We start from the raw sequence: 12,084 nt of genomic DNA, 5'->3' as shown, positions 1-12,084 counted from the left end.
GCTTCTCACTTGAACCCGCGACTGGCCAGGTGATACCGGAGGACGTCTTTCGTCCCCTCGACGAACGGCTCGAGATCGACCGCGTCGCTCCGCTCGCTCAGCGTGCAGAGCCGTCGATACTCTCCGTTCCACTCGTCGAGCAGTTCCGATTCGAGGTCGTGTTCGACGATTCGATCGATCAATCGGTCGGCCGCGACCGACACGTCCGCGCTCCCGTCGGGATCCGGCAGTTCCTCGGGGTCGACGAGACCGCGTTCGAGGGCGGTGACGACGATGCCGGAACTGACGTCGCCCTCCCTGAGTTCCCGCTCCCACGTGCTGAGCCAGTTGCCGATCCGCGCCATCCGCTGTCCGGCGTCGACGGCGTCGCGCAAGAGCGAGAGCGACCCGGCGTGGTCGCCGTCGGCGTACATCAGGTCGATGTCGAGGTAACTGTACATTCCCATATTGTGCGTCTCGTATCGGTCCAGGTCGGCCCTCGTCGCCAGTTCGGGGCTGTCGATGACGACTGTGGTGTACTCGATCGCGGTGAGAATCTGTCTGACGTCGAAGCGAAAGAGCGAGGCGTATCTGTCGTACCGCGGCGCGTCTTCCAGACGGTCGAGGAGCGTCGTCCACACCGTTCTCGCGAACGCCACGTACTCCCCGTCGACGTCGGATCGGAACGTCTCGGTCGGCATCGGGTCGGCGTCGTCCGCCCGGAGGCGAACGAGCCGTGAGATCGCGTCGAACGTCGCGTAGTCCTGCCGCTTCTCGACTAGGTCGTCGAGGATCGTGACGAAGAGGACGAGGATCGTCTTGTTCGTCGCGACCGTCTCGCGGTGGTCGTCGCCGACGACGGGCATCGCGTTCTTCGGCGCGAGCCGATGGACCCACTGCCAGATGAACAGCGGTCGCGCGCCCTCGAACGTCTGGTACTCGGCGACGAGCGATCGGAGGCACGGAGGGAGGTCGTGGTCGCGCACCGACTGGAGTAACTCCGCCGCGCGCTGGCCGTCGACGGACCGGGCGACCGTCTGAGCGGGATTGCTGCACGTCACGTTCGAGCGTCACGCCAGACGTACCTAAGCGGTATGGTACTGGCAGCCACTCGGTGTCGACCCTCGCGGCGAGACCGACACGGCTCTGCCCGGCCTGATTCTCCCGTTCGATAACCGGCGTGAGTGTTTATATACGAATACGAAAGAAGCGACGGTATGACCGATCGAGGCACCCCCGGAGTACGGGGATGACTTCGGGGGCGAGACGGACGCCGAGCAGAGCCGACACACCGGCCGTTCCTGCGCCCGAACCACCCGACAGCGCCGACGCGTGGTACGCCGGGACCGTCCGGGCACAGTACGAGGTGACACCCGGCGTCGTCGCGACGATTCGCGACGCCGCCGACGGCGTCGGCTTCTCGTATCACCTTCGAGAACCGGCGCTCGGGGCGGCCGCGGAACGGGCGCTGGCGTCGGTGACGTCCCACTTCTCGGGCGTCGAGGTCCGGCGGCCGCTCACCCGACAAGGGACGGCCGAGCGTGCGGCCGCGGGACTGCCCGCAAAGTACCGCCGCGTCCTGGATCGACTCCTCGACGTCTCTCCCGCCTCGCGCCGTCGAATCGAGTACTACGCGCTCTGTGAGTTGCGCCTGCTCGGGGCCGTCACGCCCATCGCGCTCGACGACCGCGTCGACGTCGTCGACATCGAGGGCGAGACCGACGGCGCGCTCGTCGTCCACACCGAGAACTACGCCCCGGCCGTGACGGCGTTCCGCGCAGACGCCGCCTTCGCGACGCGGGTCGCCGGCGAGCGACTGCGGGATTACACGGTCTCGTTCGCCGGCTTCGACGTCGACGTCGTCGTCCATCGGGACCGGCTCCTCGGCGACGACCGCTTCGACGCCAAGTACGCGGTCCTCGAACCAGACCTGCTCCCCGGCGACGAGGACCTTGTCGCCGAGTGCAAAGAGCGGATCTGGGAGGCCAACGTCGACGAGGTGGTCGAGGACCGGACGGCGTTCATCCGCGAGCGGGCGCGGGCCTTCCTCTCCCGCCGGCTCACCGCCCGCAACACCCGCGCGTGGTTCGAGGCGACGCGGTACCGCGTCCGCAGCGCGCTCTCGGCGTACGGGATCGGCGTCCCGCCCGTGGACCGCCGCTACGCGCAGGACCGGCTCGACGACCTGGTCTACTACGTCCTCCGCGACTACGTCGGCGAGGGCGTTCTCACGGTGCCGATCCGCGACCCCCACCTCGAAGACGTCGAGGCGAACCGGGTCGGCGAGCGGATCAAGGTCGTCCCCCGCGCCGACGTCGTCCGCGCCGGCGAGCGCGTTCCGACCAACCTCACCTTCGCGGACGAGACGAGCTTCGTCAACGTCGTGACCCAACTCGCCGCCGCCGACGGCGTCGAACTCAGCGCGAGTCAGCCGTCGGCGAAGGTGAATCTCCGACCCGAGGGCGTCGCTCCCGACGCCTCCGGCCACGGCGAGACCATCCGGTGCGCCGTCGCGCTGCCGGTCATCTCCGAGGACGGCCCGCACGTCTCCATCCGCAAGCAGGCGTCGTCGCCGCTGACGCCGATCGACCTCGTCGAGTTCGGCTCGATCCCGACCGAACTGGTGACGCTCCTGTGGCTGCTGTACGAACACCACCGCGTGGTGCTGTTCTCGGGGCCGACCGGCGCGGGCAAGACGACGCTGATGAACGCCCATATGCCGTTCATCCCCTACGACCACCGCCCGATCAGCATCGACGAGGGCTCCCGCGAGGTGTACCTCCCCCACGAGACGGGCGTCTCGTTGACGACGCGCGACCACGAGAACGCCTACAAGCGCGTCTCGATGGCGGACCTGATGACCGAGGCAAATTATCTCAACCCCGATGTCGAGGTCATCGCCGAGGTCAACACGCCCGAGTCGTTCGAGACCTTCGCTGAGGTGCTCAATACTGGGCATGGGGTCGTGGGCACGACGCACGCCGAGGACATCGAGACGCTCGTCAACCGGGTCGTCGAGCAGGGGCTGCCCGTCTACCTCCTGCGCGAACTCGATCTGGTGGTCTTCCCCCGGAGAGTCGACGGCGAGCGCTACGTCGGCTCCGCGGTCGAACTCCTCACCGAGTCCGAGTACGAGGAGCTCCCGGCCTCCGCGCGCACCGGCGTCGTCGAGAAGGACGGCACGACGCTGTACTACAACACGCTGCTGTGGCGCGAAACCGACGGGTCGTTCGCGATGGCGTACGACCACCCGCAACTCGGCGGCGAGAACGCCGCGACCGCGGGCGAGACGCACCACAGCGCGCTCCGCGTCTTCCACCGAATCGCTGCCGCGACCGACCGCGACGTCGCGGACATCGAACGCGAGTTCCGGCGCAAGCGCGGCTACGTCGAGTACCTCCTCCGGGAGGGCGAACGCGACGTCGACCGGCTGTTCGGGTTCCTCTCGGACCTCCGGACCGACGAGGCCGCGACGGTCGAGCGCGTCCGGCGGCAGCGGGCGCACCGGACCCGAGCGGACGGCGGCGGGCGGGACGGACGCGATGAGCGCGGTCGCCGCGGCGGCGAGGCCAACCGCGACGGCGGCAGCCCCCGCGCCGATAGCCACACGAACGCGACGCACCGGAGCGACCGCCGGTGAGCGGTTCGGATACGGCGCAGTCGAACACGTCGGACGCGGTCGGCCGCTCGAAGGCGGCGGAGGATTCGACGGCCGACGGACCCCGGCGCGCGTACGCCGACCGATCGCTCGGCCCCCTCGACCGCGCGGCGTACGCGCTCTTCGCCAGCCGTGCTGACGCGCGGCGACACGAACGCGACCGCCGCGCCTACCGCGGCACCAACGTCACGGTCGCGTTCGACCTGTATCTGGCCCGCACCTACGCGCTCTCGTGGGCGCTCGCCGCCCTCGTCGCCGGCGGCGTCGCCGCGGTCGGACTGCTCCTCCCCGCAGGGGTCGTCGAATCGGCCGCGGCGGCCGTCCTCGAACGGTTCGGTCGCGTCAGCGGCGACGGGTTCGGCGGCTCGCTCCCCGAGCGGATCGTCCTCGCCCCCTGGCAGCGGACCGCGGTCGTCGGCGGCGTCGGGGCGCTCGTCGCCGTCGGCGTCCACCTCGGCGTGGTCTACGCCGGCGGCCGCTACCTCCGCTGGCTCACCGCCGCGCGGCGGGCGAACATCGGGCGGACGCTGCCGAGCGCGGTGCGCTATCTGAACGTCCTCGCCTCGGGGAGCGACGGTCGACGGGCGATGCTCCGCCGCGTCGCCGACACCGACGCCTACGGCGAGACGGCGGTGGCGCTCCGAAAGGCGCTCAACACCGCCGCGATGACGGGGAACGTCGACGAGGGACTCCGTCGGGTCGCCAGGGACACGCCGGCGCAGGACAGCCTCGCGCCGTTTCTCCTCAAGTTCCGCGAGCACGCCGAGCAGGGGTCGGACGCCCTCAGGGAGTACCTCTCGATGGAGAGCCGGATGCTGCGACACCAGCAGGACAGGGACCGCCGGCGCGCGGAGGGTTTCCTCGAACTGCTTGCGGAACTGTTCGTCGTGCTGCTCGTCCTGCCGGCCCTGCTCGTGATCGTGCTCACCGTGATGAGCATCGTCGCGCCGGGGCTCTCCGCGCCCGTGCGGACCCCGATCGGACCGATCACGCTGCGCGCGCTCGTCGTCTACGGGAGCGCCGGCTTCATCCTCCTGGTCGGCGTCGCGACCGCCGCGCTCGTCTCGCGACTCCGGCCGCCAGACCAGCACGTCGTCTACCGTCGACCGGCGAGCACGCTCGCGATCCTCCGGACGGCGACGACGAACCCCGCGAGCGCCGCCGTCGCGTTCGCGCCGGTCGGGATCGCCGGGTTCGTCGCGTCGGTCAGCCTGGGCGTCGACACCGTGGTCTCGCTGCTCGTCGGCTACGTCGGTTTTTCGATCCCGGTCGGTCTCATCGCCGTCCGCCGGGCGCGACTCGACGACGCGAAGGACCACGAGTTGAAGGACTTCGTTCACGCCGTCTCCGGGCACGTCAACCTCGGCCGACCGTTCTCGTCGGCGGTCGACCACGTCGCGCGGGACGTGGACCTGGGACCGCTGAACCGCGACGTCGCGGACCTCTCGATGAACCTCCATCTCACGACGCCGGTCGAGAGCGGCGAGACGGACCTTCGAACCGCCGCCCTCGACCGCTTCGTCGACCGCGTCGGGACCCCGATGGCCGAGCAGACCGTCGGCCTCGTGATCGGCGCGCTCGACGCCGGCAGCGACACCGGCGTCGTCTTCGAGACGCTTCAGGGCGAGGTGGGACGGCTGTACCACGAGAAACGGGCGCTCCGCTCGGGAATGCTGGTTTACGTCGCGGTCGGGTGGACGACGGCGCTGCTCGTCATCGGAATCAGCGTCGCGACGAGCGCCAACGTCTTCGCGGGCTTCGATCGGCTCTCGACGATGTCGGAACTGTCCGGCGTCGCGGTCGATCCCGGCGCGGTCGACCTCGCGCGCGATCAGTACCGGGTGTACGTGACGACGCAGGCGACGATGCTGGCCGCCGGCTGGTTCGCCGGCGTCGCCAGCCGCGGGCAGTACGAGGCGCTGCTTCACTCGGGATGTCTCGTCGCCGTCTGCCACGTCGTCTTCACGGGGACGGGGTTGGTATGAGTCGGCGTCGAGCCCCCGATTCCACCGTCCCGGCCCCGCCCCGCGCCCCGGACCGCGCCCAGGCCGCCGTCGTCGGCGTCGCCATCCTCCTCGGACTCACCGTCCTCGCCGTGGGCGGGCTGACGGCGACGGCGGGGTCGATCGTCGAGGACGGCGCCGCCTCGGCGGCGTCGACCCGCGTCGCGGACGACCTCGAAACCGCGCTCGGCCCGGGCGCCGGCGATCGAGAGACGACCGTCGAACTGGCGAGCGGGACGATCGAGGTCGTGAACCGGACGGTGTGGCTCCTCGACGACGACGGCGTCGTCTGGGCGGCCCACGCCGGCGCTATCGTCTACGCCGACGGCGACACGCGGGTGACGGGCTTCGCCGGCGCGGTCGTCCGGAGCGATCCGCGTCGCAGTCGGCTGTCCGCGCCGAGTCGGATCGCGCCCGCCGAGGACCGACTATACGTCGGCGTGCCCGTCCTGAACGCCAGCGGCGCGGACGGCGTCTCGACCGGGAACCACCGCCTCGCCGTGACGCTCGAAACCGACGGCGACGCCGCCCGGCAGCGTCTGCCGATCGCCGACTACCGACTCGGCATCGAAACGTCGACGCCGGCGGCGTGGGAGCGACACCTGCGGGACCGCGGCGCGACGACCACCCGTCGCGACTTCGACGGCGACGGGGTTCCGAGCGTCGTGGCGTCCTTCGAGGGCGAGCGGGCGGTCCACCTCGTCGTTCACGACGTCCGACTCGAGTTGGCGGTGGGTCGATGAGAGCGTCCGACCGCGGTCTCTCCCCAGTCGTGGGGAAGACGCTCGAACTCGGCGTCGGCGTCCTCTTCGTCGCCCTGCTGACGGCGACGTTCTTCGGCGGAATCGCGCCCGACTACCGGGCAGCGGTCGGAACCGAACTCGGCGACCGGACGCTCGTCGCGGCCGCCGAGCGGACGGAAGCCGCAGTCCCGCCGAGCGACGTCCTCGACATCGACCGCCGCGTCGCGGTTCGGCTCCCCGAGACGATCCACGGCGATCCCTATCGGATCGTCGCCGGACGGCGCGGTGACGTGTCGACGCTGACGCTCGTCCACCCCGACGACCGGGTGGGCGGCCGACTCCGTCTCGGGGTCCCGGGCGACGTCGCGGTCGGCGGCGCCGCGACGAGCACGTCGCCGTCGTGGATCCGAGTCGACGGGGAGAACGGGATCCGCGTCACGCTCGGCGACGGCGACGCGACAGCGGAGGAGGCTCGATGAGCGACTGCGCTGAGGTGGTTAGGATCGACCGCGCGCAGGCGAACCTGATCGGGTTCGCCGTCGCGCTCGTCGTCGTGACGACCGTGACGGTCGCCGGGGCCACGCTCGCGAACGACGCGCTGGCCGACGCGGACCGCCAGCCCGGGGCGACGCGCGCGGCCGAGGCGCTCGCGGCGCACCTCGTCGACGCCGACGCGACGCACACGCGCCGTCGGAACGCGCTCCGGGCGAGCGCCGTCTCGAATCTCACCGCGGCCGACCTCGACGACGCGGTGCCGGCGATCCGCGGTCGCTCGGTACGCGTCTCGCTGGGCGAGGCGGTCCTCGTCGACCGCGAGGGAGAGGACGTCCCCGACGACGGCCGACCTGTCGTCGTCGACCGCCGGGTGCGCGTCGAGCGCTGGACGCCCGAAACCGATCGGGTCGCCTTGGACGACCGCGCACAGGTCCTCGTCGACGACCACGACGGCCGGGTGACGATCCGCGTCGAGACGAGTCCGTCACGGACCGTGCGGACCGTCCGCGCCGGCGACCGCGTCGTCCTCCACGACCCGTCGGGGCTCGACGGCCGATACGACGTCTCGGTCCCCCACACGCGGCCGCTGCCCGTCGCCTTCGAGTCCGTCGGGTACGGAGGCGGTACCGGAACCGTCGGCTGGACTGCCCGAACCGGAACCGTCGAACGACTGGTGGTGACGGTCGGTGCGTGAGGACAGTGTGAGACGCCGGCCGACGGACGGGGGCGACGGACGTCGACCGCCCGGGGACCGCGCCCAACTCGCGACCTCTCTGGTCGAGGCGGCCGTCGGGGCGCTCCTGGTTCTCTCGGTCGTCGCGGGGTTCCTCTGGGTTCCCGTCGAGGAGGGGGCCACGGAGGCCGACCCGACGCTCGACCGGACCGCCGCCGACGCGCTTGCGATTCTCGACGCCGAGACGCCGGTCGGCGACGGACGGAGCCGACTCTCGGCCGGCTGCCGATCACAGCGTGCCTTCGACATCGAGCGCGACGCGCTCGACGAACGCCTCGATTCGGTGCTTCCGACCTCGGTGTTCGGCCGCATCGAGACGCCGCACGGCGTCGTCGGCGCGCCGCGGCCGAACGGCGTTCCGAGCGGACGGGCGACGCTCTCGACGGGACGTTGCGCGGTCACCATCCGGGTGTGGTACGTGTGAGTCGACGAAGGCGTCGGCTACGGCGGAGCGGAGCCGACGGCGACTCCGACGAGGACCGCGCACAGATCGTCCTCGTCGCCGCCGCGGTCGTCGCGGTCGCGTTCCTGTCGATGACGATCGCCTACGCCCAACTGGGGTACGACGCCGACCGAACGAGCGCTGGGGCGGGCGCGGTCGAGGTCGCCTCGGTCGAACAGATCGAACGGGACCTCGCGGCGTCGTTCCGCGCCGCCGTCCGCGACCGGGCGAGGGACGCGGGCGACGGCGTCGGCCCGGACGGTACCGCCCGACGGGAGCGCGCCGTCGCCGAGCGGATCCGCGCCGTCGTCGCCGAGGACGCAGACCGACTCGAAGCAGCTCACGCAGAGGAGAGTCGGTCCCTCGCGGTGACGTTCGACGACGCGACTGCGACCTCGTGGGCCGAGACGAACTGCCCCGGCGGCTCCGGCCGGGAGTTCGGCCCGTGCGGATCGGTCGGTGGCGTGGTCGTCCAGGAGCGCGCGGGCGAGGTGACGGTCGTGGCCGCCGCGTTCCGGATTCGGATCGTCTCGCCCGCCGAGTCGACCACCGCTGCGGTCGTCGTTCGCGTGATCTCGTAACGGCGCTCCGCTCGCCCGCCGGCGCTTTCACCCGCCGACCGCGGCGAACAGCGCGTAAGCCCCGACGTAGCTGACGCTGATGACGGTCGCGAAAACCACGCCGCCGAGTAGCGGTCGGCGGAGTCGGACCACCCAGTAGAGCGCCGCGAACATCACGCCCTCAGCGGCGACGATGAAGGCCGGAACGGTCCCGAGCATCGCGAGCGGCGCGATTTCGTACCGCCAGATCCCGGCGAAGTGCGCGCCGTACTCGAAGAAGCCGACGAGCACCATCGCGGCGACCGACGGGCCGACCGTCGCCGCGAGCGGACCGCCCGCGTCGTCGAGACGGCGACCGAGATACCCGAAGTACGTGATAATCAGCGCCCACGACAGCGGCATATAGAGCGGCGAGCCGAGGAGCATCGGCAGCGAGTCGGGGTAGACCAGCGAACCGGTGGAGACGAGGAACGCGTCGACGCCGACTTCCAGCACGCCCGCGACGCTGCCGAGGACGAACACGTCTCGCACGGCCGCAAAGCGGACCGCGACCCAGATTCCGATGGCGTAGAGCAGGCCGTTGTAGGCGTACGTCAGCCACAGCGGCGTCTCGAAGAGGACGACGTGGCCGAAGACGAGCAGGTTCACGCCGATCCAGCCGATCACCCATCGATCCGCCGGTCTGAGCCCGTTCCATCGGCCGACGATACCTGCCGAAGCCGGTGCGCCGTGTGTCTTACTCATACGGGTCGTACGCGGCGGTCGTCCGCTGCAAGCGTAAAAGTTCGCCTGTTGAACCGGGCGGGGAGCGGCGAGCCACTAGTGTAATAGAAGAATCACGTGCTGGCTGTATTCGGTGCCGTTTCTCCCTTCGTCAGCCGATTGTCCGATCCGTCGCCCGACTGGTGGTTTGATGTATCAGGGACTCCTCGGAGCAACACGACCTGCTTACGTATGCCGTGGGAACTCACTGCGGCGTCCGCCGCCGGCTTCACAACCCTCGCGGTTTACGCAGCGTTGGCGCTCGTCGGCTGGCGGAACCGGACGTCCCGGTGCGGTCCCGAGGTCACCCTGCTGATGGCCGTCGTCGGTCTCTCGGCGCTCACCTATTCGATCCAGCTCGGTTACGACGCCGTCGCGCCGCAGTCGTTCTGGTGGGGACTCACGTTCGCTATCTCGACGCTCGCGCCGTTCCTCTGGCTGGGATTCGTCGTCCAGTACGTCAGTCGCTCGCAGTGGATGACGCGGCGACGGGCCGCGGCGTTCGCGCTCGAACCGCTCGTGATGATTGGCGCGATCGCGACGAATTCGGCCCACGGACTCGTCTGGACGGTCTCCTCGGAGGCTGTGGCCACGCCCGGAGCGGCCGTCGAACTCGCGTTCGGCCCGCTGTACTACGGCCACCTGCTCGTCGCTTACGTCACCGTCACGATCGGAATGTGGATGATCTTCCTCGTCGGGATCCGCTGGTCGCTCGTCTACTGGAAGCAGGTGCTCGTCCTGCTCGTCGCGCCCCTACCCCCGTTCCTCTCGAACATCGCGTTTGTGCTGGGAATCAGTCCGGTCCCCTCGCTCGATCTGACACCGTTTATGTTCACGTTCACCGGTCTGCTGTTGGTTCTCGGACTCTACCGCTTCGACCTGCTCGAACGGGTTCCGATCGCGCGCCGCCAGGCGTTCCAGGCGATGGGCGACGGTCTCGTGGTGTTGAATTCCGATCGGGTCGTCATCCAAGTCGACGACATCGCCCGTCGGATCCTCGACCCGCCACCGGACGTCGGGTCCCGGATCGACGACGTGTTCCCCGAGACGCAGTTCGAACAGCTCCACGGGACCACCGTGACGGACGCGAACAACCTAGCGTACGACATCCGCGTCTCGGACCTCACCGACGAGCGGGGCGACGAGATCGGGTACGCGCTGGCGCTCCGGGACGTCACCGGTCGACATCGGTACGAACAGCGCCTGGAAGTGGCCAACCGAGTGCTCCGGCACAACCTCCGGAACGATATGAACGTGGTCCGTGGCTACGCCGACATCGTCGCCACCGGCTCCGACGCGGAGACGAAACGGGCCGCCCGCTCGATTCTCGACCGGACCGACGACCTCCTCACCGTCAGCGACAAGGCCCGGAAAGTCTCCGAACTCGACGACTCGCACACGCAGCCGACGACGACCCACGACGTCACTGCCATCGTCGCCGGGATCGTTCACCAGTCGAGACGAAAGTTTCCGGAGTCGACGTTCACGTTCGTCGGCACGCCGCACGTCGAGGCCGAACTCACCGACGCCGGGTCGCTCGCGACGGCCATCGAGGAACTGACCGAACTGCTCGTCGGCCAGGTCGACGGCGAAAACGGCGGTGTCACGATACAGATCGCCGTCGAGCGTCGAGACGACGTCGTGATACGGATCGAATCCGACGGACCCCCGATCCCGGCCGTCGAGCGCGAAGCGCTCTCTGCGGGCTCGGAGACACCATTGCGACACGCCGAAGGACTGGGGCTGTGGCTCGCGTACTGGTGCGTGATCGAGAACGGCGGCGAACTCGCGTTCGGCGACGAAGCGGACGGAAGCGAGGAGGTAGGCGCGCCGAATTCCAAATCGGAGACTGCGACGGTGAGGCTCACGTTCCCCGCGCGGGAGGAGTGACCGGTCTGCGACCGTGACCGAGGGCAGGTTGCGGGGGCGAGTCAGGGTCTCGACTGGGCAGGTGCCTTTTCGACGCCATCGTCCGCGGTAGCATTGCGACGGAGGGACCGCCCGACGAGTCGCGTCGTCGCTGTCCTCACCCGACGCAGCCACCGGCGCGGCTTGAGCCGTCGCCGGACGTGTCGATTGCAGCCTCGCCCGCAGTCCGCCAAAATCGAAACCGATTAAACGCGTCGCCGTTCATCTATCGATGTAGCCGAGGTAGCCTAGCCTGGCCAAGGCGGCAGATTCGAAATCTGCTGTCCATTCGGACACGTGAGTTCAAATCTCACCCTCGGCGCTTCTCCTAGATCGACCCCAAAGCAGCGCGTCTCGTCGCGCTGCGGCACGCGTTGATCGTGCTGTAGCGGTAACGTGAGATTTGAATCAGGGAGCAGCTTCGCTGCGACCGTGGTTCAACATCTCACCCTCGGCGCTCCTTCCGACTCAACCCCAAAGCAGCGCGTCTCGCCGCCGATCCCTGTACTACCCCGCCGAACAGATCACCCCGACGCAGTACCTCGATTTTCACTTTCACTCTACTAGGCTGGCTTACATACCGGTTCCGTCCGAACCCGGAGGTATGCACGCAACGGCAGTCGAAACGTCGAACGCGAAGCCGAAGGCGGACCGCAACCGAGCGACCCGGCGAATCGACGTCACCGACGTCGCGACCGCGCAGGTCGCCGAGTACGCCGCGCGTCGATCCGCCGAGGGCGAGGCCGACGTTCGCTTCGAGCGGCGCGGCGGCTGGACGTATCTCGTCGAAGACCGCTGAAA

Annotated in this window: 11 protein-coding genes and 1 tRNA gene; 10 read left to right on the top strand and 2 right to left on the bottom strand. The window is 69.6% G+C overall.

Going from position 1 to position 12,084, the window contains the following annotated elements:
- Window positions 1-5: 5 nt before the first annotated feature.
- Window positions 6-1,040 (bottom strand): hypothetical protein, encoded by a 1,035-nt coding sequence (locus NO360_RS12500; protein WP_256308140.1) that lies wholly within the window; start codon window positions 1,038-1,040, stop codon window positions 6-8.
- Window positions 1,041-1,228: 188 nt separating this feature from the next.
- Between NO360_RS12500 and NO360_RS12495 the strand changes: the two genes are divergently transcribed.
- Genes NO360_RS12495 through NO360_RS12465 form a run of 7 tightly spaced genes read left to right on the top strand, consistent with a single transcriptional unit; the run spans window position 1,229 to window position 8,634 of the window.
- Entirely contained in the window at window positions 1,229-3,619 is a 2,391-nt protein-coding gene (locus tag NO360_RS12495; protein ID WP_256308139.1) for a type II/IV secretion system ATPase subunit, read from the top strand.
- Window positions 3,616-5,622, top strand: a complete 2,007-nt coding sequence (locus NO360_RS12490; RefSeq protein ID WP_256308138.1) for a type II secretion system F family protein — start codon at window positions 3,616-3,618, stop codon at window positions 5,620-5,622. Before NO360_RS12495 ends, NO360_RS12490 begins: the two co-directional genes overlap by 4 nt.
- Window positions 5,619-6,383, top strand: a complete 765-nt coding sequence (locus NO360_RS12485; protein WP_256308137.1) for a DUF7289 family protein — start codon at window positions 5,619-5,621, stop codon at window positions 6,381-6,383. The genes NO360_RS12490 and NO360_RS12485 overlap by 4 nt, the downstream gene beginning before the upstream one ends.
- Entirely contained in the window at window positions 6,380-6,862 is a 483-nt protein-coding gene (locus NO360_RS12480) for a DUF7266 family protein (protein WP_256308135.1), read from the top strand. Before NO360_RS12485 ends, NO360_RS12480 begins: the two co-directional genes overlap by 4 nt.
- The gene (locus tag NO360_RS12475; protein WP_256308134.1) at window positions 6,859-7,572 is read left to right on the top strand and encodes a DUF7263 family protein; all 714 of its coding nucleotides are present in this window, start codon (window positions 6,859-6,861) and stop codon (window positions 7,570-7,572) included. The genes NO360_RS12480 and NO360_RS12475 overlap by 4 nt, the downstream gene beginning before the upstream one ends.
- A complete protein-coding gene (locus NO360_RS12470; RefSeq protein WP_256308133.1) occupies window positions 7,565-8,035 on the top strand; it encodes a DUF7262 family protein in 471 nt (156 codons plus the stop codon). Before NO360_RS12475 ends, NO360_RS12470 begins: the two co-directional genes overlap by 8 nt.
- Entirely contained in the window at window positions 8,032-8,634 is a 603-nt protein-coding gene (locus NO360_RS12465; RefSeq protein WP_256308132.1) for a DUF7261 family protein, read from the top strand. Before NO360_RS12470 ends, NO360_RS12465 begins: the two co-directional genes overlap by 4 nt.
- A gap of 27 nt (window positions 8,635-8,661) precedes the next feature.
- On the opposite strand, the gene NO360_RS12460 is transcribed toward NO360_RS12465, so the two are convergent.
- Complete coding sequence (locus NO360_RS12460; protein ID WP_256308131.1) at window positions 8,662-9,357, bottom strand: DUF6989 domain-containing protein; 696 nt, start codon at window positions 9,355-9,357, stop codon at window positions 8,662-8,664.
- 210 nt (window positions 9,358-9,567) lie between these two features.
- On the opposite strand from NO360_RS12460, the gene NO360_RS12455 reads away from it, so the two are divergent.
- From NO360_RS12455 to NO360_RS12445, 3 genes are all read left to right on the top strand, one after another.
- Entirely contained in the window at window positions 9,568-11,265 is a 1,698-nt protein-coding gene (locus NO360_RS12455; RefSeq protein ID WP_256308130.1) for a histidine kinase N-terminal 7TM domain-containing protein, read from the top strand.
- 255 nt (window positions 11,266-11,520) lie between these two features.
- A tRNA-Ser gene (locus NO360_RS12450) sits at window positions 11,521-11,605 on the top strand.
- A gap of 282 nt (window positions 11,606-11,887) precedes the next feature.
- On the top strand, window positions 11,888-12,082 hold the full coding sequence (locus NO360_RS12445; RefSeq protein ID WP_256308129.1) for a hypothetical protein: 195 nt from the start codon (window positions 11,888-11,890) through the stop codon (window positions 12,080-12,082).
- Window positions 12,083-12,084 lie beyond the last annotated feature (2 nt).

It is taken from the genome of Halobellus litoreus, from assembly GCF_024464595.1.
Lineage (GTDB): Archaea > Halobacteriota > Halobacteria > Halobacteriales > Haloferacaceae > Haloquadratum > Haloquadratum litoreum.
This window is presented reverse-complemented; position numbering and strand designations above follow the sequence as displayed.